The 25,167-nt window shown below is 58.2% G+C and carries 26 protein-coding genes; 14 read left to right on the top strand and 12 right to left on the bottom strand.

What is annotated here, in order from left to right; genetic code table 11:
* Positions 1-77 precede the first annotated feature (77 nt).
* From AC13QY_RS14735 to AC13QY_RS14720, 4 genes are all read right to left on the bottom strand, one after another.
* The gene (locus AC13QY_RS14735) at positions 78-839 is read right to left on the bottom strand and encodes an ABC transporter permease (RefSeq protein ID WP_113333066.1); all 762 of its coding nucleotides are present in this window, start codon (positions 837-839) and stop codon (positions 78-80) included.
* Positions 836-1,762, bottom strand: coding sequence for an ABC transporter ATP-binding protein (locus AC13QY_RS14730; RefSeq protein WP_113354582.1), 927 nt, complete (start codon positions 1,760-1,762; stop codon positions 836-838). Before AC13QY_RS14730 ends, AC13QY_RS14735 begins: the two co-directional genes overlap by 4 nt.
* 386 nt (positions 1,763-2,148) lie before the next feature.
* The gene (locus tag AC13QY_RS14725) at positions 2,149-2,403 is read right to left on the bottom strand and encodes a hypothetical protein (protein WP_113333064.1); all 255 of its coding nucleotides are present in this window, start codon (positions 2,401-2,403) and stop codon (positions 2,149-2,151) included.
* 106 nt (positions 2,404-2,509) lie between these two features.
* Positions 2,510-3,703, bottom strand: a complete 1,194-nt coding sequence (locus AC13QY_RS14720; protein ID WP_113354581.1) for an extensin-like domain-containing protein — start codon at positions 3,701-3,703, stop codon at positions 2,510-2,512.
* Between the two features lie 241 nt (positions 3,704-3,944).
* Here AC13QY_RS14720 and AC13QY_RS14715 point away from each other — a divergent pair, with 241 nt between their 5' ends.
* The 6 genes from AC13QY_RS14715 to AC13QY_RS14690 all read left to right on the top strand — a co-directional run bounded on the left by AC13QY_RS14715 (position 3,945) and on the right by AC13QY_RS14690 (position 9,363).
* Entirely contained in the window at positions 3,945-4,334 is a 390-nt protein-coding gene (locus AC13QY_RS14715; protein ID WP_069613114.1) for an acyl-CoA thioesterase, read from the top strand.
* A 4-nt stretch (positions 4,335-4,338) separates the two neighbouring features.
* Complete coding sequence (locus tag AC13QY_RS14710; protein ID WP_113249267.1) at positions 4,339-4,929, top strand: hypothetical protein; 591 nt, start codon at positions 4,339-4,341, stop codon at positions 4,927-4,929.
* Positions 4,930-5,051: 122 nt separating this feature from the next.
* On the top strand, positions 5,052-6,644 hold the full coding sequence (locus AC13QY_RS14705) for an SEL1-like repeat protein (protein ID WP_488493623.1): 1,593 nt from the start codon (positions 5,052-5,054) through the stop codon (positions 6,642-6,644).
* Positions 6,645-6,687: 43 nt separating this feature from the next.
* Complete coding sequence (locus AC13QY_RS14700) at positions 6,688-7,758, top strand: SEL1-like repeat protein (protein WP_113354579.1); 1,071 nt, start codon at positions 6,688-6,690, stop codon at positions 7,756-7,758.
* A gap of 151 nt (positions 7,759-7,909) precedes the next feature.
* Positions 7,910-8,746 (top strand): RDD family protein, encoded by an 837-nt coding sequence (locus AC13QY_RS14695; protein ID WP_113395355.1) that lies wholly within the window; start codon positions 7,910-7,912, stop codon positions 8,744-8,746.
* A gap of 101 nt (positions 8,747-8,847) precedes the next feature.
* Positions 8,848-9,363: a hypothetical protein gene (locus AC13QY_RS14690; RefSeq protein ID WP_113333058.1), complete on the top strand. Its 516-nt coding sequence runs from the start codon at positions 8,848-8,850 to the stop codon at positions 9,361-9,363.
* Between the two features lie 53 nt (positions 9,364-9,416).
* Here AC13QY_RS14690 and AC13QY_RS14685 read toward each other — a convergent pair whose 3' ends face one another.
* Positions 9,417-10,667, bottom strand: a complete 1,251-nt coding sequence (locus AC13QY_RS14685; RefSeq protein ID WP_488493622.1) for an MFS transporter — start codon at positions 10,665-10,667, stop codon at positions 9,417-9,419.
* Positions 10,668-10,950: 283 nt separating this feature from the next.
* Between AC13QY_RS14685 and uvrB the strand changes: the two genes are divergently transcribed.
* The 4 genes from uvrB to AC13QY_RS14665 all read left to right on the top strand — a co-directional run bounded on the left by uvrB (position 10,951) and on the right by AC13QY_RS14665 (position 16,528).
* Positions 10,951-13,734 carry an excinuclease ABC subunit UvrB gene (gene uvrB, locus AC13QY_RS14680; RefSeq protein WP_113354576.1) on the top strand — a complete coding sequence of 928 codons (2,784 nt, stop codon included), beginning with the start codon at positions 10,951-10,953 and terminating at the stop codon, positions 13,732-13,734.
* A 200-nt stretch (positions 13,735-13,934) separates the two neighbouring features.
* Positions 13,935-14,390: an SRPBCC family protein gene (locus tag AC13QY_RS14675; RefSeq protein WP_113354575.1), complete on the top strand. Its 456-nt coding sequence runs from the start codon at positions 13,935-13,937 to the stop codon at positions 14,388-14,390.
* Between the two features lie 158 nt (positions 14,391-14,548).
* Positions 14,549-15,607: an adenylate/guanylate cyclase domain-containing protein gene (locus AC13QY_RS14670; RefSeq protein ID WP_113354574.1), complete on the top strand. Its 1,059-nt coding sequence runs from the start codon at positions 14,549-14,551 to the stop codon at positions 15,605-15,607.
* Positions 15,608-15,862: 255 nt separating this feature from the next.
* Complete coding sequence (locus AC13QY_RS14665; protein WP_145630947.1) at positions 15,863-16,528, top strand: sce7726 family protein; 666 nt, start codon at positions 15,863-15,865, stop codon at positions 16,526-16,528.
* Here the strand turns inward: AC13QY_RS14665 and AC13QY_RS14660 are convergent.
* The 3 genes from AC13QY_RS14660 to AC13QY_RS14650 are packed head-to-tail and all read right to left on the bottom strand — an operon-like array spanning position 16,488 to position 18,457.
* Positions 16,488-17,597 (bottom strand): beta family protein, encoded by a 1,110-nt coding sequence (locus tag AC13QY_RS14660; RefSeq protein ID WP_113354573.1) that lies wholly within the window; start codon positions 17,595-17,597, stop codon positions 16,488-16,490. The two genes, AC13QY_RS14665 and AC13QY_RS14660, sit on opposite strands and share 41 nt — an antisense overlap.
* Positions 17,598-18,098: an ImmA/IrrE family metallo-endopeptidase gene (locus tag AC13QY_RS14655; RefSeq protein WP_113354572.1), complete on the bottom strand. Its 501-nt coding sequence runs from the start codon at positions 18,096-18,098 to the stop codon at positions 17,598-17,600.
* Complete coding sequence (locus AC13QY_RS14650) at positions 18,095-18,457, bottom strand: hypothetical protein (RefSeq protein WP_162748866.1); 363 nt, start codon at positions 18,455-18,457, stop codon at positions 18,095-18,097. The genes AC13QY_RS14655 and AC13QY_RS14650 overlap by 4 nt, the downstream gene beginning before the upstream one ends.
* A gap of 504 nt (positions 18,458-18,961) precedes the next feature.
* On the opposite strand from AC13QY_RS14650, the gene AC13QY_RS14645 reads away from it, so the two are divergent.
* Positions 18,962-19,174 carry a cold-shock protein gene (locus AC13QY_RS14645; RefSeq protein WP_069613123.1) on the top strand — a complete coding sequence of 71 codons (213 nt, stop codon included), beginning with the start codon at positions 18,962-18,964 and terminating at the stop codon, positions 19,172-19,174.
* A gap of 363 nt (positions 19,175-19,537) precedes the next feature.
* On the opposite strand, the gene dusA is transcribed toward AC13QY_RS14645, so the two are convergent.
* On the bottom strand, positions 19,538-20,551 hold the full coding sequence (gene dusA / locus AC13QY_RS14640) for a tRNA dihydrouridine(20/20a) synthase DusA (protein WP_113354570.1): 1,014 nt from the start codon (positions 20,549-20,551) through the stop codon (positions 19,538-19,540).
* Positions 20,552-20,690: 139 nt separating this feature from the next.
* On the opposite strand from dusA, the gene AC13QY_RS14635 reads away from it, so the two are divergent.
* Both AC13QY_RS14635 and AC13QY_RS14630 read left to right on the top strand, forming a co-directional pair.
* A complete protein-coding gene (locus AC13QY_RS14635; protein WP_113354569.1) occupies positions 20,691-21,386 on the top strand; it encodes a fumarylacetoacetate hydrolase family protein in 696 nt (231 codons plus the stop codon).
* Between the two features lie 16 nt (positions 21,387-21,402).
* Positions 21,403-21,933 carry a gamma carbonic anhydrase family protein gene (locus tag AC13QY_RS14630; RefSeq protein WP_113354568.1) on the top strand — a complete coding sequence of 177 codons (531 nt, stop codon included), beginning with the start codon at positions 21,403-21,405 and terminating at the stop codon, positions 21,931-21,933.
* 51 nt (positions 21,934-21,984) lie between these two features.
* Here AC13QY_RS14630 and AC13QY_RS14625 read toward each other — a convergent pair whose 3' ends face one another.
* From AC13QY_RS14625 to AC13QY_RS14615, 3 genes are read right to left on the bottom strand one after another with little or no spacing between them, the layout of a single operon-like run.
* Positions 21,985-22,383 carry a Fur family transcriptional regulator gene (locus AC13QY_RS14625; protein ID WP_112334637.1) on the bottom strand — a complete coding sequence of 133 codons (399 nt, stop codon included), beginning with the start codon at positions 22,381-22,383 and terminating at the stop codon, positions 21,985-21,987.
* On the bottom strand, positions 22,380-23,207 hold the full coding sequence (gene znuB, locus AC13QY_RS14620) for a zinc ABC transporter permease subunit ZnuB (protein WP_112721157.1): 828 nt from the start codon (positions 23,205-23,207) through the stop codon (positions 22,380-22,382). Before znuB ends, AC13QY_RS14625 begins: the two co-directional genes overlap by 4 nt.
* Entirely contained in the window at positions 23,200-24,069 is an 870-nt protein-coding gene (locus AC13QY_RS14615) for an ATP-binding cassette domain-containing protein (protein WP_113354567.1), read from the bottom strand. Before AC13QY_RS14615 ends, znuB begins: the two co-directional genes overlap by 8 nt.
* Before the next feature lie 100 nt (positions 24,070-24,169).
* On the opposite strand from AC13QY_RS14615, the gene znuA reads away from it, so the two are divergent.
* The gene (gene znuA, locus AC13QY_RS14610; RefSeq protein ID WP_145632756.1) at positions 24,170-25,144 is read left to right on the top strand and encodes a zinc ABC transporter substrate-binding protein ZnuA; all 975 of its coding nucleotides are present in this window, start codon (positions 24,170-24,172) and stop codon (positions 25,142-25,144) included.
* Positions 25,145-25,167 lie beyond the last annotated feature (23 nt).

Raw genomic sequence — 25,167 nt, 5'->3', positions numbered from 1 at the left:
TGGATGCTTTCCTGGACCATTTTGTTGCGGCTGCAAAAGCCACGGGCCTTCTTAAGCTCGCCAGGCTAGCACCGCCATCAATTTCTCAAACGATATCCTGTGCGGAAAATCCATCCCAGGATGACCAGACAGACGACGAGGAAAAGCGTGATCATGGCAAGGCTCAAGCCAGGATTGACATCTGCGATGCCGTAGAAGCTCCAGCGGAAACCACTGACCAGATATAGGACCGGATTGAGATGGCTGACCGCCTGCCAGAAGGGCGGCAGCATGTTGATCGAATAGAAGCTGCCGCCGAGGAAGGTCAGCGGCGGCACGACCAGCATCGGGATGAGGTTCAGCTGCTCGAAATTTCCGGCCCAGATGCCGATCATGAAGCCGAACAGGCTGAAGGTGACTGCCGTCAGCACGAAGAACAGGATCATCATAAACGGATGCTCAATCCTGATTTCGACGAAGAAACTTGCCGTGGCGAGAATGATCAGGCCAATCAGCATCCCCTTGGTCGCCGCCGCGCCCACATAACCGAGCACGATCTCGGTCATGGCGACAGGCGCCGATAGCACCTCGTAGATGGTACCGGTGAACTTCGGGAAGTAGATGCCGAAGGAACCGTTGCTGATGCACTGCCCAAGCAAGGTCAGCATGATCAGGCCGGGCGTGATGAACGCCCCATAGGAAACGCCCTCGACCAGATTGATGCGCGAACCGATCGCGGCACCGAAGACGATGAAATAGAGCGATGTGGAAATGACTGGTGAGACGACGCTCTGCAGCAGAGTGCGGCGCGTGCGGGCCATTTCGAACGAATAGATAGACTTGATCGCTTCGAAGTTCATTTGCCTGTCTCCACCAGCGATACGAAAATATCCTCGAGCGAACTCTGGCGCGTCGAAAGATCCTTGAAGTGAATTCCCTCGGCAGCGAGTTTCGACAGCAGAGCCGCGATGCTCGACTGCTCGTGCTGTGCATCGAAATCATAAATGAGCGTCAGGCCGTTCGGCCCTAGCGAAAGCCCGTTGCCGTCGAGGGACTGCGGTACGGCGTGGAGTGGCTCGTTCAGATCGAGAATGAGCTGCTTGCGGCCCAGCTTGGCCATCAGTGCCTTCTTCTCCTCCACAAGCAGCAGCTCGCCGCCATTGATGACGCCGACGCGATCGGCAGCCTCCTCGGCCTCTTCGATGTAATGCGTCGTCAAAATGATGGTCACGCCGGATGCGCGCAGGCGCTCGACTACATGCCACATGTCCTTGCGCAACGTCACGTCGACACCGGCCGTCGGCTCGTCGAGGAAGAGGATCTCCGGCTCATGCGACAGCGCCTTGGCGATGAGCACGCGCCGCTTCATGCCGCCGGAAAGCTGGCGAAGCATGTTGTCTTTCTTCTCCCAGAGCGAGAGATCGCGCAAGATCCTCTCGATATATTCGGGGTTCGGCTTCTTGCCGTGAAGCCCGCGCGAGAAACTTACCGTATTCCAGACGGTTTCGAACTGATCGGTGGTCAACTCCTGCGGCACGAGACCGATGAGGCTGCGCGTGGCGCGGAAATCGCGCACGACGTCATAACCGCCCACGGTCACGGACCCACCGCTTGGATTGGCAATCCCGCAGACGATGGAAATCAGCGTCGTCTTGCCCGCGCCATTCGGCCCCAGCAGCGCCAGGATTTCGCCCCGCTCGATATCGAGATCAATGCCCTTCAGCGCCTGGAATCCGTTGGCATAGGTTTTCGTAAGATTGCGTATGGAAATGATCGCAGCCATAGTCAGGCAAAGTCCGGCTTTTGTGATGAATTTCGCGGCGTTTGCCCGCTATATAGCCGGTCTTGGGCTTTTACCACCCCACGGTAGTGAAACACAGCGTTCGTCTAAGCGGAATAAGCTGTCATCAAATCGTGACCTTCGTCGGGCATATAGCTCCTTAGGTGAGCAACGTTTGTCGCAACTCCGCCCAACGCCTCTTGGCGACACCGTCAGCGCCTGTTGTATTGGCCGATTTATTGCCTTCGCATTCATATTGCGTGCATCATCATTGCAACATGAAGTTCTTTTCTGGAGCCGGCGAGGATTCCCCGTCGTTGCCATGCTCCGCTCAAGCCGGCTCAGCCGGCTTTTTTCTTTTTGCCAGCTTACGATCTGGAAAACGACCGCTACCAGTTGCCATTGACGCCGCAGCCCGCCGGCGGCAGCGTCTTGTGCTCGAAGCGTGCCTTCAGCATCGCACAACCCTTGTCGCGAATGGGTCCGGGCATCATGGAGTTGAGACCGATGCCGACTTCATCGAACGGATCGTCGGCATAGGCGACATAAACGTACCAGCGGCCGCCGATGACGATAATGATGGCAATCAGTGCAGCAAGGAGCGCCCTTCCCAGGCTTTTCTTTCGTCTTGGTACGTCTTCCATGAACCCCTCTCTGGCACCCAATGCGCGCAGTTGAGCGCGATTCCGTCGAAAGGTAAATCAGCTTTCCCGTTTGACAAGTGTAGATGCTGTTCCGGCAAAGGGCCAATCAAAGGCTGCAATAGCGCCGGCCGCCCTTTCGGTCCCTGAGGTCGAAATGAAAGTGGTTCCAGTGCTCCGGATTGCTGCCCGGACCAAGCACGGTATCGAAATAGCGGCAGCTGTCGCTGCGTACCGCCTTGAGCAACCGCCCTTCCCGGAAGGAAAACAAACCCTTCTTCCGCACGTCGATCACATGGCCATTCTTCAGGATGAAGGTGCCGACATCGATCGCATTGCCATGCGCATGTTCCGACATCGGATTATAGCGTTGCCGGCTATTGTTCATCCGCCGGCAGGAATAGCCGCCGAGCGGTACGATCGTGCCGATGCCGGTCCAGTAGCGCGTGCGTGCGGCTGGAGCGAGTTCGTTCTTCACCCATTTGGCGAAGGCAAGCGTCACCTGGCAATTCAAAGTCACCGCCGGTCGGACGGCGATATTGCCGGAAAGGCCGCTCAGCGAAACCGGATAGGGAACCTGACATGCAGGACCGTTCGAGATCGCCGGCTTGTCGGTATAGACGACGCCCATGCGCTGCAATTCCTGGCGGCAGGCGATTTCCGAAGGCGGCATCATCCCAGGTGTTGATTGCGGCGCTTCGAACTGCTGATCGAGGCGCGGTATCGGATTTTCGACACGGGGCAGCATCGCAACCTGCGTTCCCGGCAACTGCCTCGGTATCCGCGACTGATTGAGCTCGGCCTGCGCGGCCGGGCGCTGCACGACCGAACGGTTGGTCTGTACCGGCGCATCGGTGCCGATGCCGTCGACCACGGGCTGGTCGGACTGACCTTCGGCAATGTTCTGCTGCTCCTCCTGCGCCAATCCGACCACCGAGGCGGATTGCGCCTCCTCACTTGGACCGACGCCAAGCTCGGCGTCCATGTTGACGCCCTGGGAGGGAATATCCGACTGCTGCGCTAAGCCGGCTTCGACATCCGTCGTGGTCACCGCCTCACCCGTTCCGCTGGAACGAACGGGACCGCCGCTTTTGTAATTGCTCGACGCGGAAACGACGGGATCCTGTACCCCTTGGTAGGCGAATTGCCTTTGCGGCACGCTGCGATGCGGCTTGATCGAGCCGACGCGCGAGGAGCTGTCGATGCCAGAAGGCGGCACGAGGCTATCTGCCGTACAGGCGACCAGCGCCGACGACAACAGCAATGGCAGCGCGACCCGCCGTAGAATGGGTAAAATGGCCATAGTCCTGATCCGCTGCCCCAGCCACGGTCGGTAACGATTACAAATCCTAAATGGGAAGGGTGAACGAAAGCTTACCGCAGGGGTCCCGCTGTTTTACAACGGTACCGCGTGAGCATGGAATCGCCTGAAGCAAAGCGCGTGACCCACATGAGTCCTCCATGGAAATGCCAGCATGGCTTTTCCATCGCGGCAGGATTGCATAGGCTGATTGCCGGAATCGACCGTGAACAGGAGCAGAAGAATGAATGACAGCGTCAAACCGAGAGGCGAGCTGACATTGCGCACGCTCGCCATGCCCGCCGACGCCAATCCTGCCGGCGATATTTTCGGCGGCTGGGTCATGGCGCAGATGGATTTGGCAAGCGGCATCCGCGCAGCCGAGCGGGCGCGTGGACGCGTGGTCACGGCAGCGGTCAAGGAGATGGCCTTCGAACTGCCGGTCAAGATCGGCGATACGTTGAGCGTCTTCACCGATATCGAACGCGTCGGCCGTACCTCGATCACGCTGAGCGTCGAAGCATGGGCACACCGCGCCCGTTATAACAGCCTGGAGAAAGTCACGGCTGCGACCTTCATCATGGTCGCGCTCGATGAAAGCGGCTTGCCGAAGGCTGTACCAGAGGAGAGCTGACGCGATGGATTCCGCGCACACACCGGAAGTCTACGTCTATATCAGGACGGTCATGAGCATGGTGATCGGCCTTTCGCTCGCCCAGCTTCTGACCCGGCTTGCCGGATTCGTGCAGGCGCCGGGCAAGAACAAGATTTATCTCGTCCATATCGGCTGGGTATTGTCCATGTTCCTTTTCATCATCCATTTCTGGTGGTGGGAGTATCGGCTGCAATCCGTCGCGCAGATCAATTTCGGCGTCTACCTCTTTCTCATCTGCTTCTGCTGCCTCTTCTATTTCCTCTGCGTATTGCTCAATCCGCCCTCGGTCGAGGACTATGGCGGCTTCGAGGAATATTTCATCTCCCGCCGCCATTGGTTCTTCGGCCTGCTCGCCGTCACCTACGCCGTCGATCTCATCGACACATTGCTGAAGGGAGAGGCCTATTTTCGTTCTCTCGGCTGGGAATATCCAATACGCAATGTCGTTTATGTCATCCTGTGCATCATTGCCTCGATCACCGCCAACCGGCGCTTCCAGGCGGCATTCGTGATCGTCGGGCTGATCTATCAGATCACATGGATCTTCCGCCTCTACGACGTGCTTCCGGTATAGCGATCCCATCGTCCGGGGGCATTAAATCCACTGCTATTTGGGTTCCTGCGATCCCTTGACCAATACATCGCCATATTGTTCAGATCGATTACGGTCTGGGACGCAGGTGGGAGACTGAAGCCTTGAAGACAAAGAGCTACGCATTGGGGTTGGCGCTCGCTCTTTCGCTACCCTGGCTTGCTCACGCCGAGGATCCCGCCCCTGGCCCCGCCAATACGAAGATCGACCTGAAATATTGGGTGGAATTCGCAAAACAGGGCAACGCGGCGGCCCAATATGGTCTCGGCTATCGCTACGCCAATGGTGAGGGCGTAGAGCAGGATGATGCTGAGGCCGTCGATTGGTATCGAAAATCGGCGGACCAAGGCAATGCGCAGGCCCAATATGCATTGGCCTACATGTATGCCAGCGGCCGGGGCGTCGACACCGATCTGAAACAGGCAAATGACTGGTATTTGAAGGCGGCGCAAAACGGCAATGCCGATGCTCAATATGCCATCGGCTATTCCTATGCCAATGGCCGCGGTATGGCTGTCAGTAATGAAAACGCCGTCACCTGGTACCAGAAATCCGCCGCTCAGGGACAGGCGCAGGCGCAATATGCGCTCGGCTACATGTATGCCAATGGCCTCGGCGTGCGTCAGGACGAGGCGATCGCACTCGGCTGGTATCGCAAAGCGGCCGACCAAGGCCGGCCCGATGCCCAGTACGCCATCGGCTATATGTACGATAACGGCCAAGGCACGGAGGAAAACCAGGAGCAGGCCGTCGCCTGGTATAAAAAGGCCGGCGACCAAGGAAGCGCGCAAGGCCTGTATGCGGTCGGCTATGCCTATGCCGATGGCAAGGGTGTCGAACGGAATGATGCCGAAGCCTATTCCTGGTATATGAAGGCAGCGATAAAAGGACGCGCTGACGCGCAATACGCCGTCGGCTACAGTCTTGCAAACGGGATAGGCGTCGCCCGGGACTACAGGCAGGCACTGCAATGGTATCGCAAAGCTGCCGATCAGGGCCGCCCCGACGCCCAATATGCCCTCGGCTACCTCTATGCCAACGGCCAGGGCGTGAAGACCGACGATGACAGCGCGGCGAGATGGTATCGCAAGGCCGCCGAACAAGGCGACGCACAGGGTCAATATGCCCTCGCCTACATGTATGCGGCCGGCCGCGGCATTGGCAGGGACTATGGCAAGGCCTTTGACTGGTTCCAGAAAGCCGCCAGCCAGGGTCATGCTGACGCCCAATACGCACTTGGCTACATGTATGAAAACGGTCAGGGGACGACAGCTGACAAATCGGCCGCCGCAAGCTGGTACCGCAAGGCGGCCGACCAGAACAATTCACAGGGCGAATATGCCCTCGCCTACCTCTATTATCAGGGCGCCGGCGTTCCCAAGGACTATGGCCAAACGGCCGCTCTCTTTCGCAAAGCAGCCGATCACGGCGACGCCCGGGCAGAATACGGTCTTGGATATCTGTATTATAAAGGCTATGGCGTGCCTAAGGACTCTAAGATTGGTGCGGACTGGTTCAACAAGGCGGCGGCTAAGGGATTGCCGGAAGCGCAGCATGGACTCAGCTACATGGAAGCCAATGGCGACGGTCCGATCAAGGATCTTGGACCGCTTGGACAAGGGGCCGCCGGCAAAAAGGGCTCGGGCGTCAGCACGGGTTGGCTCTTGTTTCATTTGCTGATGGTGCTCGTGCCTTAGAGCTCGGCATCTTATTCAACGAATTTCGATTGAGGGGTAAATCGTGAATTGGAAGAAGGGGGCAGCAGGTTTGCTCTTCGCGCTGGCGTCCATGGGAACGGCACAAGCTGATGTCGGACGAAACAGCTACGATCGCGGCGATATCAAATCGGGCTTGGATTACTGGCGCCCCCTGGCAAACAAGGGCAACGTTGCCGCACAGCTGAAGCTCGGACAAATGTACGAGGACGGCAACGGCGTCGAAAAGAATCTTACGCTCGCCCTCAGCTGGTACAAGAAGGCCGCCGATCAGGGCAATGCCGAAGCGCAGTTCAACGTCGGCACCATGTACGACCAGGGCGAAGGCGTCACCGCCGACAAGAGCCAAGCCATTGTCTGGTACAAGAAGGCTGCGGCACAGGGATACCTTAATGCACAATATAATCTCGGTGTCGTCTACGACACGGGCCAAGGCGTAGCGCAGGACAAGCCGCAGGCCTTTGCCTGGTACAGCAAGGCCGCCGAACAGGGCGATGCCGATGCGCAGTTCAATGTCGGCACCATGTACGACCAGGGCGACGGCACGGACAAGGACAAGAGCAAGGCCGTCATCTGGTATCGCAAGGCGGCCGAGCAGGGAAAAGTCGAGGCGCAATACAATCTGGGCATCATGTATCGCGACGGCGAAGGCGTCACCAAGGATGGCGCTGCGGCCTTCTCCTGGTTCAAGAAGGCCGCCGAACAGGGCGATGCGAGCGCGCAGTTCAATATCGGTGCAATGTATGCCGATGGCGACGGGATCAGGCAGGATGAGGCCCAGGCAATCGTATGGTTCCTGAAAGCGGCGGCGCAGAATGATGTCGAAGCCGAATACAATCTCGGCGTCATGTTCCGCGATGGTGAAGGCGTCACCAAGAACGGTCCGAAGGCGATCTACTGGTTCGAGCGGGCAGCCGAACATCGCTATGCCGATGCCGCCTACAATCTAGCCATGATGTACCGTGACGGCGATGGCGTCGCTGCGGATGCGGGCAAGGCGGCCGAATGGTTCCGCAAGGCAAAGCGCCTGGGCTATGACGGCAACGCGGACGGCGAACAGGATGAGCCATCCGGCGAGCAAACCATTCCGATATGAATGAATGCGATGGACGATCGGTATCGCTGGGGCCTATCCGTCACCTGCCTTCGCTCCCAGCGAATCGCAGCAAAACATGCTAATGCGCTCAACTTGAAGTGAGTGATGCGACGTGGTGGGCGTCGTGACACGCGCTAAGCCGGGGGGAACCATGAGTTTTGCTGCTTCCGATCATCAAATGAGCTCTCCGCCGCGTCGCCATTTTTGGCGGCGGCTCGGCGCCTACACGGTCGATATCGTCATTTTCCAAGTCGCTTTTACCCTGCTGTTTCTCGTGCTGTCGGCGGCCACGCCGTGGGACTTGACCTTGCCGCTTCTTCAGAAGCAACAATGCGAAGAAGCAACTTCGGCGCCTCTCGTTGCGAAAGTGGAGGCCGAATGGCCGCTGCAGCCAGGCGAAGTGAGGAGCAACCAGCTTTGCCGCATCTCCTGGCTGGGCAGCGATGGATACACGGTCTTCCTTTCAATCGTCGCATCGCAGCAGGGATCGGCCACATTGAAGCGCGCCTTTTCCATACCCGTCGACGGCAACGGCAATCCGGTCGATCCGAATATCGCCGCAAGGCCGACCTCGAGCGTCGTTCTGCTGTTCCTTCCCTTCGCCTTCGCCCTTTGCTCCATCGGCGGCAAGCGGACGCCAGGCAAGCGATTGACCTCGCTGCGCGTGACAACGGTGGAAGGCGGCACCCTGCCCTTCGGGCTTGCCGCCAAACGGGAAATATTCAAGTTTCTGCCATTGATGCTGGTCGCCACAGTCAATCTGGTCGGCCTGTTTCTGCTGCCCTCATATCAGCCTCCGATCGATCAGCTGATTCAGCAGGCGCGCGATACCAACCTTCTCAGTGCCATCGGCTTCTTCGCCTTGACGGGAGCGTTGGCGCCGCTTCTGTTCGTATTCGCGCTCATCTGGTGGGCCTTCCCATTCATCGTGTGGCGCGGCCAGACTTTCTACGACCGCTTCTGCGACACCATGGTCGTCAAGGCGTAACCATCAAAATCGGGGGGATTGCCTTGACGGACGAAGAGATGGAAGACTGTCGCCGCGCCAGGCCTGATTTGCTGCTTCTTCTTTTCAGAGGATAGATCGCCGTGAACCTGAAATATCTCATGCCCCCCTTCTCGCTTCTGCCGCCGCTTCGCATGGTTTTGCTGGCCTCGGCGGTCGTGTTGCCGCTCTCTCCGCTTCCGATAGCGGCGACACCGGCAGAGGCCGCGCCAGGCTCGTGCTGGTCGCTGCTGCAGAGCAAATTTGGGCCGCAGATCGAGAAGTCGGTGAACGAGGCAGATCCCTGCAAGAAGCTGCCCGGCGTCGATCACAAGGACAAGTTCGAGGTGAAGTCGCTCGATGTCTGCGACGGCCCGAACGGTGGCGTCCAGATCAATGCCCATGCCGAGATGGCCTGCAAATCGCATGGCGTATTGAAGACGACGATCAAGGGTGAGCTCGACGCCTCCATGACCGTCGACGTCGGCGCATGCCACATCACCGACCTGCACCTCGGCATCAACGGCCCGATCGGCGAACTGATATCCTCGGTCGGCGGGCTGCAGGAGCTCGCCCGCGGCTTCGCCCAGGCCAAGATCTCGGAAATTTGCGGAAAATAAACGAAAGGGCCGACGATATCAGCCGGCCCTCGCGACCTTGATGGCGAGTCTGTTCAGGCCCTTATGGCGCTATCCGCTTGGCCTTCATCCTTCCCGCCGAACCGAATACCCTTCTTCTCGAAACCAAAGCCGGCGAAAACAGCGACGACCACGGCGACGATGCAGGCCACGATCAACAGCGCCAGCGCATAGTCGCCGTTCCATTGCTTGGCCAGCCCCGCCTGGATCGAGGCATTGCCCGAAGCCAGCAGATTGCCGAGCTGATAGGCAAATCCGGGGAAGGTGCCGCGCACCTCATCCGGCGACAATTCGTTGAGATGCACGGGAATGATGCCCCAGGCGCCCTGGACGAACAGCTGCATCAGGAAGGCGCCAATTGCGAGCATGACCGGCCCCTGACCCCACACCCAGAGCGGAGCGACGGGTATGGCCAGCAATGCCGCGATAACGATCGTCCGCCGCCTGCCCCAACGCTGCGACAGGGAACCGAAGGTCAGGCCGCCGACAATCGCACCGATATTGTAGACGATGGCAATGGCGCCGACCGTATAGGAATCATATTGCCGCTGGGTTTCCAGGAAGGTCGGATAGAGGTCCTGGGTGCCGTGACTGAAGAAATTGAACGCAGTCATCAAAAGCACTGCCCAGATGAACAGCGGAATATTCTCGCGCAGGACGGTGAGGAACGGCCGTTGCGGCTTGGCCTGCCGCTGAAGGAAAGCCGGAGATTCTTCCACATTGCGCCTGATATAGAGCACCAACAGCGCCGGCACCGCGCCGACGAAGAACATGCCGCGCCAGCCGATGATTGGGAACAGCAAAAAGAAGACGATCGAAGCGAGCAGATAGCCCGAGGGATAACCAGCCTGCAGGATACCGGACACAAGGCCGCGCGAGTCCTCGGGTATGGTTTCCATCACGAGCGACGCACCCACACCCCACTCCCCGCCCATGGCGACGCCGAAGAGCGCGCGCAGCACGAGGAACATCGTCAAGCCGGTCGAAAAGCCGGTCAGGAATTCGAAGACGGAATAAAGCAGCACGTCGACCATCAGGGTCGTGCGCCGCCCGAAGCGGTCCGCTGCGAGCCCGAAAATCAGGGCGCCCACCGGCCGCATGGCAAGGGTGAGCAAGATCGCCACGGCAACCGCGGGGACATCTGTGTGAAATTCCTCGGCTATATGCTTGAGAACGAAAACCAAAATGAAGAAATCGAAAGCGTCCAATGTCCAGCCCAGATAGGCCGCGATCACGGTGTTTCGTTGCTGGGGGGACAAGGAACGTAAGCTATCCAATGCGGTCATCATGATCCTCCGACCGGATGGCGGCGGCGAGGCGGGCAATACCGGATGCCGTCGAAGCTGGGGGAACCCGGCACTGGCCGGGCATGTCGACGTTGCGGCTGGCTCCTCCCTTGGCGCCTGCGAGGATCGCGCTATGCGGACTTTGGATCAGCGATAACGCATCGGCCGCCCTTGGGTTGTAACATATTTGACATCGCCGGCGAATGGAAAAATCCGCTATTTTGTTTCCCTTTTGTACTCTTTACCCCTTCACATCCGCGCGATCTGTCGCCATATTCGCCCCATGGCCAAATCATCGAAAAAATCCCCCGCCCCGACCGGTTTCGAAGAGGCGCCGCAGGCACCGTTTGAAGGCGCGCCGCTCAGCGGCAGCGTTGCCGACTGGGTGAAGCAGCTCGAAGCCGATGCGGAAGCATCGAGCGTCGAAACCCAGCGCGAGATTGCCTCGAAAGCCGGCAAGCACCGCAAGAAGGTGGAGATCACCGCCGGCAAGACCGCGCGTGGCGTCTCCATGGGTGGGTCGACCGACCCCAAAACGCGCGCCGCCGCAGGCCTCAATCCAGTCTCCGGCCTCGATATCGCGCTCGAAGATGCCGACAAGATTTCGACGAGCGGCGTAACGGCGACGGTAGAAGCCCTTTCCAAGCTGATCGAGAGCGGCAACCCGCTGCATAAGAACGGCAAGATCTGGACTCCGCACCGCCCTGCCCGCCCGGAAAAATCCGAAGGCGGCATCGAGATCCGCATGGCCTCGGAATACCAGCCGGCTGGCGACCAGCCGACGGCGATCCGCGATCTCGTCGAAGGGCTGCAAAACGGCGACCGAAATCAGGTGCTGCTCGGCGTCACCGGCTCCGGCAAGACCTTCACCATGGCCAAGGTGATCGAGGCGACGCAGCGCCCGGCCGTCATCCTCGCGCCGAACAAGACGCTGGCGGCCCAGCTTTATTCCGAATTCAAGAACTTCTTCCCGGACAACGCGGTCGAGTATTTCGTCTCCTACTACGATTACTACCAGCCGGAAGCCTATGTGCCGCGCTCGGACACCTATATCGAGAAGGAGAGCTCGATCAACGAGCAGATCGACCGCATGCGCCACTCGGCGACGCGTTCACTTCTGGAACGTGACGACTGTATCATCGTCGCCTCGGTCTCGTGCATCTACGGTATCGGCTCGGTCGAGACCTACACCGCCATGACCTTCCAGATGAATGTCGGCGACCGGCTCGATCAGCGGCAGCTGCTGGCCGACCTCGTGGCGCAGCAATACAAGCGCCGCGATATCGACTTCACGCGCGGCTCCTTCCGTGTACGCGGCGACACGATCGAAATCTTTCCGGCCCACCTGGAGGATGCCGCCTGGCGCATTTCCATGTTCGGCGACGAGATCGACGCCATCACCGAATTCGACCCCCTCACCGGCCAAAAGACCGGTGACCTGAAATCGGTGAAGATCTACGCCAATTCGCACTATGTAACACCGCGCCCGACGCTGAACGGCGCCATCAAGGCGATCAAGGAAGAGCTGAAACTGCGCCTTGCCGAGCTGGAAAAGGCTGGCCGCCTGCTGGAAGCACAGCGCCTGGAGCAGCGTACCCGCTATGACGTCGAGATGCTGGAGGCCACCGGCTCCTGCCAGGGCATCGAAAACTATTCACGTTACCTTACCGGTCGCAATCCCGGCGAGCCGCCGCCGACGCTGTTCGAATACATTCCCGACAACGCCATCATCTTCATCGATGAAAGCCACGTCACTGTGCCGCAGATCGGCGGCATGTACCGAGGCGACTTCCGCCGCAAGGCGACGCTGGCCGAATACGGCTTCCGCCTGCCCTCTTGCATGGATAACCGTCCGCTGCGCTTCGAGGAATGGGACGCCATGCGCCCGGACACGATCGCGGTATCGGCAACACCTGGCGGGTGGGAGATGGAGCAATCCGGCGGTGTCTTCGCCGAACAGGTCATCCGCCCGACCGGCCTCATCGACCCGCCTGTCGAGGTCCGTTCGGCCCGCACGCAGGTTGACGACGTGCTTGGCGAAATCCGCGAAACGGCTGCCAAGGGCTATCGCACGCTCTGCACCGTGCTAACCAAGCGCATGGCCGAGGATCTGACGGAATATCTGCACGAACAGGGCGTGCGTGTGCGCTACATGCACTCCGACATCGACACGCTGGAGCGCATCGAGATCATCCGCGATCTTCGCCTCGGCGCCTTCGACGTGCTCGTCGGCATCAACCTGCTGCGCGAGGGTCTGGATATTCCCGAATGCGGCTTCGTCGCCATTCTCGATGCCGACAAGGAAGGCTTCCTTCGCTCGGAGACGTCGCTGATTCAAACGATCGGCCGCGCCGCGCGTAACGTCGACGGCAAGGTCATCCTTTACGCCGACAACATTACCGGCTCGATGCAGCGGGCGATGGACGAGACCAATCGCCGGCGCGAAAAGCAGATGGCCTACAACAAGGAACACGGCATCACGCCGGAATCGGTCAAGGCGAAGATTTCCGACATCCTCGACAGCGTCTACGAGAAGGACCATGTCCGCGCCGATATCGGCGGTGCCTCCGGCAAGGGCTTTGCCGATGGCGGCCATCTCGTCGGCAACAATCTGCAGGCCCATCTCAACGCGCTGGAAAAATCCATGCGCGATGCCGCCGCCGACCTGGACTTCGAAAAGGCGGCAAGGCTGCGCGACGAGATCAAGCGCCTCAAAGCCGTCGAGCTCGCCGCCATGGACGATCCGCTGGCCCGCGAGGAGGCGAAGAGCCTCGAAAGCCGCGGTTCCGCAACGGGCAAGCGTGCGCCAGCGCCGGATTCCCGATCCTACTTCGCCAAGCCTAACCTCGACGAAATGGGTCCGGGCGGCGATGCCGGCACGCCGCTCTTCCGCAAGAATACGCTGGACGAAATGACCGTCGGCCGCACCGAAAAGCCCGTCACGGGCAAGGTACCGGACAAGCCGATCACCCGGGCAAAGCCGGGGGTCGGCTCCTATGAGGATCGGGTGGACGAGAAGCAGCGCAAAGGACGGACAAAAGGCAAGACGGGGCGACCGGGGCGATAAAGCGACCTAGATTATCGGATATCTGCGCCCGACGCTGCCGATTTGCGAAGGCTGAGAGGCCTGCGAACATGGCAATGCCTTGCTGACGAGGCCGCGGCCGCTACATGCCATCATCTGAAGAGGCCCACGGGGGAGACGGAAGGCGCTTGAGCGCATATCGGGCCGGTGGGAAGCGATAGCAAACCTGGGGAGAAAGACTGATGTCCGAGCCTTTGATCGTCCGTCGCGAGACCCATGTCTCGGCGCCGCCTGCAGCCATATTCGCATTGCTGACCGATCCCGAAAAGATCCTGCGCTGGATGGGCACGGAAGCGCGGACGGAGCCGCAGCCCGGCGGCATCTATCTCGTCAACGTCACCGGCGCCCGCGTCGCGCGCGGCTCCTTCCGCGAGGTCGTGCCGGTGCACCGCCTCGCCTATAGCTTCGGCTGGGAAGGCAGCGAGGAAGTGCCTCCCGAATCGACCCTCGTGGAGATCGACCTGATAGAGCAGCCGGATGGAACGCTGGTGCGTCTCACCCATACCGGCCTGCCAACGGTTGAACAATGCGAAGCGCACGCAAAGGGTTGGGCGCATTATCTTGACCGCATGGCCACGGTAGCCGCAGGGCGCGATCCCGGCCCCGATGTCATGCGCGGTCATGATGGCAGGAGCTGACGCGACTTTGGACGCGGCGTCATCGGGCTAGATGCTCGATGGCAGCAATATCACCGACCGGCGACAGCGATCGCCTGTGTCGTTTTGCTTTTCAACGCGATCGGCATAGCCGCACCGGCACGGATGACAGCCGACAAGCGCCATGGCATGATCGCCGCATGGATTTGCCCGCCTCCCTTGCCTGGCTGGTCGACGAAGCCGGCACCTCGCCCAGCCCCGAACGCTTCCTGGCCGATCTGGGTGGACACCTGTTGGCTGCCGGTCTCCCGCTTGCCGGCAGTGCCCTGACGCTTGCCGCACCACATCCGATCATCACGCAGCATACATGGCTCTGGCGCGCCGAAACCGGCGCGGTGACTGAAGCTCTCGGCTTCGCTGGCACGACGCTCGGACAGGCCGGCCGCGATTGGCTGGGCGATCTCGGCCCGATATGCGAGGAAACGATCGGGATTGCGCCCGGCAATTCTGTGCTTGCCTGGGCCGGCACCCGGCCCTTCACCGCCTTCGAGGCGGAAAACCTGCGCGAGATCGCCCGCTTTGCCGCTGCCCCCTTGGCGGGGTTGGCCGCTCGCGCCACTTTATCGACCCTGCTCGAAGCCTATCTTGGCCGCCGAAGTGCGGCGCGGGTGCAGGCCGGTGCACTCAGCCGCAATAGCGGCGAGACCATCCGAGCCGCCCTGCTCTGCGCCGATCTGCGGGATTTCACCGCCCTTTCCGAAGCGACGGAACCGAGCGTCATGATCGCGGCACTCGATGCCTGGTTCGACCGCGTCGCCGGCGCCGTGCATGCCTTCGGCGGCGAAGTGCTGAAATTCATGGGCGATGGCGTACTGGCGATCTTCCCCGTGAGCGGGACCCCGAAGGAAGCCTGTGAAGCGGCCTTGCGCGCCGCCACCGCCATACGCGCCGGCATGGCCCATCTCGACGCGACGCGGGCGAGCCAGGGCCTGCCGCCACTTCCGTTTGGTGTCGCGCTGCATTTCGGCGACATGCTCTGGGGCAACATCGGCGCCGCCGACCGGCTGGACTTCACCGCGATCGGCCCCGCCGTCAACCTCGTCAGCCGGCTGGAGGGCCTCTGCAAGCCGCTCGGACACAATATCCTCGTTTCGGGGTCGGTCGCAGCCGAGACGACGATGCCGCTGCTGGCCTTGGGAGACTATGAATTACGCGGGATTGCCGAACTTTGCACGGTGTTTACGCTGGCGGACAAGTAAGCTTCGGATAAAATGTTATCCTCGGCAAGAGCACCGTTAGCGATGCGGAAAGTTGACCGCCTAAGTTACTGAACGACCTATTTCGGGGTAAAGCCGATATCGCGTTCTCTAAGAATATTGTAGATAAGAATCCGCGCACACATGACCAGAAGGGGGAAGCGCGCTTATCGGGAATGTAAGCGGATTTTTATTTGCTGATAAGAGACTGCAAGGATAATCCCCCAGCATAACATCGATTCTACAGAGATAAATGAGATGGCATCGGTTGAATCTGAGCTCAAAACCTCAACCATAAATTACATTACGAGAAGGCATCGCCTTTTAGCCGATACAATCCTTATACATGAGTTTAGCAATGGAAAATGCGGGGCTCGTGCAGATATAGCGCTACGTAGCAACAACCTGTTGTATGCCTTCGAAATTAAAAGTGCTCGCGATTCACTTCGTCGAATAGGCAAACAAATAGAAATATACAAAAAGTACTTCGATCATGTGATTATTGTTGCAGACGAGATACACATCAACAATGCAATAGAAATTTGCGAAGCCAATCAAGCAACGTTGCTTCGTTACAAAGAAAACAGAATTACAACTATAATAAAAGGAAAAACCATACGCATATCCAATAATTTTATTAAAAACAACATGATTCCTTCAAGCTTGAATACAGACAACATCAAAGAAAATGCAAGAAATATACTAAATGAAATTATAGACCGTAGATATCATGGCAACTATGATCTTACGAGAAAAATTTTCGAGAGAAAAAAAATAGAACGCAATGAATTACTTCTTTTGAACCCCCATTTTGTAGATAGAGCAGAAAAAAGAAGGCTGTCGGAACTAAGAGAAAATAAATGGAATCTTTTTGCGAAAGATGTCACAAGTCGTCAGACCAATCATCCTCTGTCAGTTTATTGATATCGCCATCATAACCAAAAAAAGCTTGGCGAAATAAATGAATATTTATCCTAGCTGCCGTTGCTCTGACAGGTGCATTTATTGCATAGCTTGCGCCGATCTGAGTTAACTTAATTAGTTGTGTACCCCAAATATTGAGTTTTGGGTCCCAAACTGCATCAGCAATTGCTCGCTCCGCCGCTGATTGATAACCAGCTTCCCTTTGTTCGGCCGTTACTTTACGCTTACCAAAAACAATTTGCCCCACCTCTTCGCGGAAGAAACTCCAAGCAGTCGAACTAGGGAGATCAATCCTCGGCATCGGAGTTCCGCCGCCACCAAGCCTCTCGGCGCGAGCGCTTCCGCGATCACTATAAATTAGCTTTGCCGAAGGATTCTGCCTGACCATCTCAGAAAAAAATTCACGCTCAAAAATAGCTTGCTTGTTCACCTCAGCAAATTCAAATGGAAAGGTTGTTGCTGAAATTACAATTGATGCTTCTGGAAAACGAGCAGTTATAGCATCGCATTGAGCTTTGGCCGTTATGTATTGCGTTAGTATTCTACTGTCCGTTTGGCCGAAATCAAGGATAAACAGCACTTCATCGTAATTTGATTGATAAAGAAAGTCGACAAACATAGGTATTGCGTGAAATGCATGCACCGGAAACCGAACCACGGCACCTCGACCGAGCTCTTTCACCGCTACTATCTGTTTTTCGACTGCTGTGCTGTCTCCGCTTACCTGTAAGGCGGGAATAGCAACGTCATCTATTCGCGAAACAAACCTTATCCAGTTCGCGAATCCTTTACTTGGGTCCTGAAGCGATCGCATCTCTTGCCAAGCGGGACTTTCGCTCGCATGGTCAATGTCATCATCTAGCTCGATTATCCAAGGCCGCTTGCTGTACGCGTGCCGGATCTTGTCAATAGATTTTTTAAGCTCATTTGAATTAAGCCACGGCCGCAGAATAATGTGTGGAAGGATACGATCTTTGGCCAAGTCAGGAAGCTCACGTAAAGCTACCATCTCGGCGGGGCGCACCGTTAAAATAGGAACATACGTTAGTTCCCCAGGACTTATCAGCATCTATTTAAGCCCGAGCCTAATCGACATCGCATCTTCGGAAACGCCGAAGAGCTCCGCTAAAGGATGAACCCATTCTCGCTTTGCCAGACCTTTTTTTTCCCTTCGCCATTCTGAGATGACCGCCTCCGGCATTAAAATATCAGCAGCAAGCCTATTTGCCTCTGCCTCATACTTATCCGAAAGCGTCGAGCGATAGAGAATGTTGTCCATTATTCCATTACCTATGCGATCCCTGTGGAGCAAAAAATGAGCGATCTCATGAGCTAGCGTAAATCTTTGCCTCGTCTTCACCTCATGCCTGTTTATACGAATTTTGAAAGCACCAGCGACATCGGGATCGGGAGCTATCTCACCTGAAATTCCAACGTCCAGCGTTGCAGCTTTTACGGTAAGTCCTAAGTCATGTGCCAATTCACCCAGCTTAACTGGTATGGACTGCTGATGTTTTTCTAACAGAGCACATATCTCAGGTGCCAAACTTTGCCATTCCGCACTGGTCATGAAATTGCCTCACCGTATTCATCGTTTTCATCACCCCAATCGTCCGGCTTAATTTCTTGTTTGGCATAGTTTGCGACCATTGCATCAACTCTTCTTTCCAGAAGCGATCTTAAGTTTCCTCCGGTTGCAAGCTCCTTTTCCACATGCCTAATAGCGGCTTCCGCCGCATTTTGCTTCAATTGTTGGAAGCCAAAAATACCCAATATAGCAAGAACAATACTGACACATGTGATAACAACAGTTACACACGTTAATACTATCGTCACTACATCAGCGTATTGCATAGATGGACTTTCTATATTTTCATTAGGTCTGATGTGTTCAGCAAAAATAAAAAGTGATAATATAGAACCAGACAAGATTCCGCAGGCGAACGATCCAAATATATCATCACACTTGCGCAATTAAGATAACTCTTCTCGATTTGTGCATTAATGCGGTAACTAGCGTCACAATTACGTCTCTCTGGCTGCCGCGACTCCAGCTACACGAATATTATATCGTATCCGCAAAGTTGAAAAGTGGGCATAACTTTACAATCAAAGGAAATGCTTTTCGTAAGCTTGCCTAGCTCCAACCCCTTGAAATTCCCACCCAATCCTACCCGTTTCCCACCCTGCCCTGATATTGCCCCTTGCCTTTTTCCACAAACCCTGTCACCCATATGCATGCTCGGGCATTTGCATGCCGGTGACTGGACTGATTTGGTGATCCGCTTGCGACAGGCAGTGGTTGGGTCTTTTGACCCGCGCAGACGTTCTTTCCCCGTACGTGACTTCTCGACTGGCTTTCGCATGTTGCGGAAGCAAAGCCGTCCGGTCTATCCGGATAAACTAAGACTGATGGGTAAAGGACTATCCCCCATGGCCACCAAGGGCACCGTAAAATTCTTCAACCAGGACAAGGGTTTTGGTTTCATCACTCCTGACGGCGGCGCAAAGGACGTTTTCGTCCACATCTCCGCTCTTCAGGCTTCCGGCATCCAGTCGCTGCGCGAAGGCCAGCAGGTCACCTTCGACACCGAGCCGGATCGCATGGGCAAGGGCCCGAAGGCTGTCAACATCCAGGCTGCTTAAGCCTCTGGTGACTGCCTGAACAAGGTTTCGAACGGCGCGGTGAAAACCGCGCCGTTTTTTGTGAGGAGAGCACCCTCGTCCTGAAGCAAGCTTGGCTATGCCCCTCACCGCAAGTCCGTTGTCTGCCCCGGAACATCCTAACATTCCGTCATCCTCGGGCTTGACCCGAGGATCCAGGCACAGGCCCCATCGCCTCCTCTGGCGAAAAGGGATACGCTGCCAAAGCGAAACCAGCACTCTTGTCGATTTAAACGCACCAATGTGCTTGGGCGTGGATCCTCGGGTCAAGCCCGAGGATGACGGGTGTGAGGTGGTAGCGAAAGCTGCGCTCGAAGGAAGAAGGTAGTGGGGATCAGTATCCCCTCAAGCGCTCACCCGCTCACGTTCACCCGCAAAGTCCACCGCCGCGAAGGCGGCGGCAATCACTTCCGGCCCCGCCCCCGGTTTGTTGGCGTCGGTCGAAAGGATCTGGCGGTAACGGCGCGAGCCCGGCAAGCCGGTGAAGAGGCCGACCATGTGGCGCGCGACATGCTGCAGGCGGCCGCCATTTTCGATGTGGCGCTCCGCATAATCCATCATCCGGTCGCGCAGCCCGTTCCAGTCAGCCTCGGCGGCCGGTTCGCCAAAGAAGCGATGGTCAACGTCGGCGAGAATGGCGGCATTCTGATAGGCGGCGCGGCCGAGCATCACGCCATCGACGTGGGCCAAATGCGCCTCAGCCTGATCCAGCGTCTGGATGCCGCCATTGATGCCGATGAAGACCTCGGGCCAGCGCTGCTTCATGCGGTAGACGATATCGTAGTCCAGCGGCGGTATTTCGCGGTTTTCCTTCGGTGATAGACCTTTCAGCCAGGCCTTGCGGGCATGAATCCAGATCGCATCGGCGCCGGCATCGAGCACGCGCGTCATCAGTTCGGGCAGCGCCTCTTCGGGTTCCTGCTCATCGACGCCGATGCGGCATTTCACCGTGACGGGTGCCTTCGAGATCGCCTTCATCGCCGCAATGCAGGATGCGACCGTCTCCGGCGTCAGCATCAGGCAGGCGCCGAAGGTGCCGGACTGCACGCGATCCGAGGGGCAGCCGACATTGAGATTGATCTCGTCATAATGATACGCTTCGGCAATCCGCAGCGCCTCGGCAAGCTTGGCCGGATCGGAGCCGCCAAGCTGCAGCGCGACGGGATGTTCGGCAGCATCATGCCCCAGCAGCCGGTCGCGCGGCCCGTGAATGATCGCATCCGCCACCACCATCTCGGTATAGAGAAGCGCATGCCGGCTGATCTGCCGATGCAGGTATCTGCAATGGCGATCCGTCCAGTCGATCATGGGGGCAACCGCAAAGATCTTGCGGCCAGTTTTCAGTGCGTCGCTATACATGGGAAACCTTTCTGATCCGCGCTCTACACCAAATCCCTCAAAAACGCCAGTTTTCGCGGCTGTAACAATAATGCTAGCTTGCCCGAAGGAGTCGGACGGCAGCAGCCCTCTGAAAAAGATGAGAGTTTCGAAAGCGCATATGAACGCCCCACTAACGACAGTCATTCCACTACCTGCCCCTGTCCTTCTGCCGATCGAAGGTGAGACCGAGTTTTTTCCTGTGCGTCGCGTCTATTGCGTCGGCCGCAACTATGCCGACCACGCCATAGAGATGGGTCATGACCCCACCCGCGAACCGCCTTTCTTCTTTCAGAAGAACCCGGACAATCTGCTTGTCTCGAGCGATTTCCCCTATCCTTCGCTGTCAGCGGACGTGCATCACGAAGTGGAGCTAGTCGTGGCGCTGCGCGGCGGTGGCGCGGACATCCCGGTCGAACAGGCACTGGATTGCGTCTATGGTTACGGCGTCGGCATCGATTTCACCCGCCGTGACCTGCAGGGTGAAGCCAAGAAGCTCGGCCGCCCCTGGGAAATCGGCAAGGCCTTCGATCACTCGGCTCCGGTTTCCGCATTGGTTCCAGCCACCCGCGTCGGCCATCCCGACAAGGGCGGCATCTGGCTGATGCGCAATGGCGAGTCCGCCCAGAGAGGCGATCTCTCTCAGATGATCTGGAAGGTGCCGGAAATCATCGCCGAACTCTCTAAGCTATTCACGCTGGCCCCGGGCGATATCATCATGACAGGTACGCCCGCCGGCGTCGGTCCCGTTGTCCGCGGCGACCGGATCAGCTGCGCCGTCGATGGCGTCGCAAACCTGGTACTGAACGTCGTCTGATCGAGGAGGATCGACCATGCCGCTCTACGCCCTTGCCGGCCTCACACCGAAAACGCCAGGCCCCGACCGATACTGGATCGCGCCAGACGCAAGCGTGATCGGCAAGGTCGAGATCGGCGAGGATGTCGGCATCTGGTTCGGCTCGGTCCTGCGCGGCGACAATGAGCTGATCGCCATAGGCAAGGCGACGAATATTCAGGAAGGCACGATGATCCACACCGATCCGGCCTTTCCGGTTTCGATCGGCGAAGGCTGCACCATTGGTCATCACGCCATCATCCATGGCTGCACCATCGGCAACAATTCGCTGATCGGCATGGGCGCCACCGTGCTGAACGGCGCGAAGATCGGCAATAATTGCCTCGTCGGCGCCAATGCGCTCGTCACGGAAGGCAAGGAATTTCCGGATGACTCGCTGATCGTCGGCGCACCGGCAAGAGCCATCCGCACCCTGGACGAAGCTACGATAGAAGGCCTGCGCCGCTCAGCTCAGCATTATGTCGCCAACTGGCAGCGCTTCGCGCGTGACCTTAAAAGATTGGATTAGAATTTTCTTATAAGTAATTGATGGAACGCTGAATACGTTGCCGCCCGTAGCTCAAGCCGCGCAATTGGCGCAATGACCGCGAATTTCGATGGTCGACTTCTCCGCCTTGAACTTCTGCGATTTCAGCCAGTCCATCAGCCGATGATCCACTTCGTGATCGTGAAACTCGATCACCTGGCCGCAGCTTTCGCAGATGGCAAAGGCAACGAGGCCATGGCTATGGCAATCTTCGTGCGGATGCGCGCAAGCGACGAAGGAGTTGATGCTCTCGAGCCGATGCACGACGCCATATTCCAGCAGCTTGTCGAGCGCCCGATAGACCTGCAGCGGCGCCCGAAAACCTTGATCGCGCAGCTTGTCCAGGATGGTATAGGCGCTGAGCGGCGCTTCCGCCTTGGTCAGAATATCGAAAACGAGAGACTGGTTCTTGGTGAGCATCGGAGTGGTCATGATGACTGTCCTCTCTGTTGCGCCGCTGGCGTGCCGCTCCTGCGAACGAGGGGCAGCAGACTGATGATAAATAGAACGAGCGCCGCAACCACGATCGACGGGCCGGACGGCGTATCATAGCGCAGCGATCCGAAAAGCCCGCCGACAACGGCGATGGCGCCAAGCAGCGAAGCAAAGATCGCCATTGTTTCCGGCGTTGAGGCAAAGCGGCGTGCGGTGGCCGCGGGAATGATCAGCAACGCGGTGATAAGCAGGATACCGACGATTTTCATAGCGATCGCGATCACCACGGCCATCAGCAGCATGAAGAGAAGCCGCGCGCGCTCCGGCCGCAATCCTTCTGCCTCGGCAAGCTCGGGATTGACAGTCGAGGCCAGCAGCGGCCGCCAGAGCCAGGCAATCGCCGCCAGAACGAGGATGCCGCCGCCCCAGATCACCGCGATATCGGACTGGCTGACGGCCAAAATGTCGCCGAAGAGGAAGGCGATGAGATCGATCCGCACCCAGCTCATGAAGGCGACGATGACAAGGCCGATGGCCAGTGTCGCATGCGAGAGAATGCCGAGCAGCGCATCCGCCGACAGCGCCTGCCGCCGCTGCAGGAACAGAAGCAGGATCGATACGAGAGCTGCAACCGCGAAGACGGAGAGCGTCAGATTGAGCTGAAAAAGTAGCGAGAGGGCCACGCCGAGCAATGCCGAATGCGAGATCGTGTCGCCGAAATAGGCCATACGTCGCCAGATGATGAAGCAGCCGAGCGGCCCGGTCGTCAGCGCCAGCCCGACGCCGGCGACGACGGCGCGCAGGAAGAAATCGTCAAACATGGCGCTCCCCCTCGGCATGGTCATGGCCGTGATGATGATCATCGTGATCGTGGCCATGATGATGGCCATCATCGGCATGGCAATGGTCCGTAATCGAACCGTCCGCATGCTGCACGCGACCGTCAGGCAGATGCGTATGATCGTGATGGTGGCTGTAGATCGCCAGGGATTGTGCCGCCCGCGTACCGAACAGCTTCACATATTCCGGGCTCTGGCTGACGGTCTGTGGCGTGCCGCGGCAGCAGACGTGGCCATTCAGGCAGACCACAGTATCCGTCGCCGCCATCACGACATGCAGATCATGCGAGATCAGCAGGATACCGCAGCCCTGCGAATTGCGGATCGACTTGATGAGATCGTAAAGCGCGATCTCACCGCTGAAATCGACCCCCTGCACGGGCTCGTCCAGCACAAGCAGATCGGGCTTGCGGGCGATGGCGCGCGCCAGCAGCGCCCGCTGGAATTCGCCGCCGGAAAGATGCTGCACCTCGGCTTTCGCGAGATGCGCGATGCCGACGGCTTCAAGAGCAGCAACCAGCTCGCGCTCCGGCAAAGGCCCGGTCAGCGTCATCAATCGCTGCACGCTAAGCGGCAAGGTCCAGTCGATCGCAAGCTTCTGCGGCACGTAGCCGACCTTCAGATTGGCTATGCGGTCGACACGTCCTTCGTCCGGCTTCAGCACGCCGATCGCCGTCTTGGCGCTGGTCGATTTACCGGAACCGTTCGGGCCGATCAGGGTGACGATCTCGCCGCGACTGACGGAGAAATCCACGCCACGCACCAGCCAGCGTCCGTCGCGGCGGACGCCGACATCATGAAGCGACACCAGCGGCCGGCTCTTGCTGTCGATGGAAGAAAGCATGAAATTTCCAATTGCACTATTGCGCCATGCTATCGCACACGTTATAGCATAACGCAATTGATGTAATAACATAACAGACCCATTCAAGGGCATTTCTGGCATGAACGCAGCAAAAACTCTTCTTCCCCTCGCCGCCTCCCTTCTCCTTTCCGGCCTGCTCGTCAGCACAACCGCAACTGCAGCCGATGCGCCGAAAGTCGTCGTCTCCATCAAGCCGATCCACTCGCTGGTCGCAGCTGTCATGCAGGGCGTCGGCACCCCGGATCTGATCGTCGATGGTGCTGCTTCGCCGCATACCTATGCGCTCAAGCCGTCGAATGCGCGCAGCCTTCAGGAGGCGAAAGTAGTCTTCTGGGTTGGGCCGGGCATGGAAGCTTTTCTGCAGAAGCCGCTTGCCGCACTTGGTACCAATGCCACCGTCGTCGAGCTTGACGACGCACCCGGCATCGCCAAACTGAAGTTCCGCGAAGGCGGCGCCTTCGAACCGCATGACGATGGCGACGAACACGAAGCCAGCGATGATCATGCACATGATCACGACCACGATCATGGCGAGTTCGACACTCACCTTTGGCTCGATCCGCACAATGCCAAGGCGATGGTCGCCGAAATCACGACGTCGCTGGTCGCGGCCGATCCCGCCAACGCCCTCACCTACGAGGCAAATCAGAAGACCTTGGACGACAAGCTCGATGCGCTTGATGCGGAAATCGCTTCGACGCTCGCCCCCGTGAAGGACAAGCCTTTCATCGTCTTTCATGATGCCTACCAGTATTTTGAGCATCGCTATGGCGTGCGTGTCTCAGGCTCGATCACGGTCAGCCCGGAAACCATCCCGGGCGCGCAGCGCGTCGCCGAGATCCGTAGCAAGGTCGCCGATCTCGGCGCGACCTGCGTCTTCGCCGAGCCGCAATTCGAACCGAAGCTGGTCAATGTGGTCCTGGAAGGCACGGCGGCAAAATCTGGTGTTCTGGACCCGGAAGCCGCAACGCTGCCGCAAGGACCGGATCTCTATTTCGACCTGATGCGCGGCATCGCAAGCTCCCTGAAAACCTGCCTTTCAGCACAAGGCTGAACATCGCCGAAGGAAGCGAGCGC

Source organism: Martinezella sp. CNPSo 3795, from assembly GCF_057784475.1.
The sequence above is the reverse complement of the archived record's forward strand: the minus strand, read 5'-3'. Positions and strand labels throughout refer to the sequence as shown.

What these genes read in the sequence shown, in the direction of transcription:
- AC13QY_RS14735 (WP_113333066.1), bottom strand. Translation starts at nt 839, where the DNA reads ATGAACTTCGAAGCGATCAAGTCTATCTATTCGTTCGAAATGGCCCGC.
- AC13QY_RS14730 (WP_113354582.1), bottom strand. Translation starts at nt 1,762, where the DNA reads ATGGCTGCGATCATTTCCATACGCAATCTTACGAAAACCTATGCCAAC.
- AC13QY_RS14725 (WP_113333064.1), bottom strand. Translation starts at nt 2,403, where the DNA reads ATGGAAGACGTACCAAGACGAAAGAAAAGCCTGGGAAGGGCGCTCCTT.
- AC13QY_RS14720 (WP_113354581.1), bottom strand. Translation starts at nt 3,703, where the DNA reads ATGGCCATTTTACCCATTCTACGGCGGGTCGCGCTGCCATTGCTGTTG.
- AC13QY_RS14715 (WP_069613114.1), top strand. Translation starts at nt 3,945, where the DNA reads ATGAATGACAGCGTCAAACCGAGAGGCGAGCTGACATTGCGCACGCTC.
- AC13QY_RS14710 (WP_113249267.1), top strand. Translation starts at nt 4,339, where the DNA reads ATGGATTCCGCGCACACACCGGAAGTCTACGTCTATATCAGGACGGTC.
- AC13QY_RS14695 (WP_113395355.1), top strand. Translation starts at nt 7,910, where the DNA reads ATGAGTTTTGCTGCTTCCGATCATCAAATGAGCTCTCCGCCGCGTCGC.
- AC13QY_RS14685 (WP_488493622.1), bottom strand. Translation starts at nt 10,667, where the DNA reads ATGACCGCATTGGATAGCTTACGTTCCTTGTCCCCCCAGCAACGAAAC.
- uvrB (WP_113354576.1), top strand. Translation starts at nt 10,951, where the DNA reads ATGGCCAAATCATCGAAAAAATCCCCCGCCCCGACCGGTTTCGAAGAG.
- AC13QY_RS14675 (WP_113354575.1), top strand. Translation starts at nt 13,935, where the DNA reads ATGTCCGAGCCTTTGATCGTCCGTCGCGAGACCCATGTCTCGGCGCCG.
- AC13QY_RS14670 (WP_113354574.1), top strand. Translation starts at nt 14,549, where the DNA reads ATGGATTTGCCCGCCTCCCTTGCCTGGCTGGTCGACGAAGCCGGCACC.
- AC13QY_RS14665 (WP_145630947.1), top strand. Translation starts at nt 15,863, where the DNA reads ATGGCATCGGTTGAATCTGAGCTCAAAACCTCAACCATAAATTACATT.
- AC13QY_RS14660 (WP_113354573.1), bottom strand. Translation starts at nt 17,597, where the DNA reads ATGCTGATAAGTCCTGGGGAACTAACGTATGTTCCTATTTTAACGGTG.
- AC13QY_RS14655 (WP_113354572.1), bottom strand. Translation starts at nt 18,098, where the DNA reads ATGACCAGTGCGGAATGGCAAAGTTTGGCACCTGAGATATGTGCTCTG.
- AC13QY_RS14645 (WP_069613123.1), top strand. Translation starts at nt 18,962, where the DNA reads ATGGCCACCAAGGGCACCGTAAAATTCTTCAACCAGGACAAGGGTTTT.
- dusA (WP_113354570.1), bottom strand. Translation starts at nt 20,551, where the DNA reads ATGTATAGCGACGCACTGAAAACTGGCCGCAAGATCTTTGCGGTTGCC.
- AC13QY_RS14635 (WP_113354569.1), top strand. Translation starts at nt 20,691, where the DNA reads ATGAACGCCCCACTAACGACAGTCATTCCACTACCTGCCCCTGTCCTT.
- AC13QY_RS14630 (WP_113354568.1), top strand. Translation starts at nt 21,403, where the DNA reads ATGCCGCTCTACGCCCTTGCCGGCCTCACACCGAAAACGCCAGGCCCC.
- AC13QY_RS14625 (WP_112334637.1), bottom strand. Translation starts at nt 22,383, where the DNA reads ATGACCACTCCGATGCTCACCAAGAACCAGTCTCTCGTTTTCGATATT.
- znuB (WP_112721157.1), bottom strand. Translation starts at nt 23,207, where the DNA reads ATGTTTGACGATTTCTTCCTGCGCGCCGTCGTCGCCGGCGTCGGGCTG.
- AC13QY_RS14615 (WP_113354567.1), bottom strand. Translation starts at nt 24,069, where the DNA reads ATGCTTTCTTCCATCGACAGCAAGAGCCGGCCGCTGGTGTCGCTTCAT.
- znuA (WP_145632756.1), top strand. Translation starts at nt 24,170, where the DNA reads ATGAACGCAGCAAAAACTCTTCTTCCCCTCGCCGCCTCCCTTCTCCTT.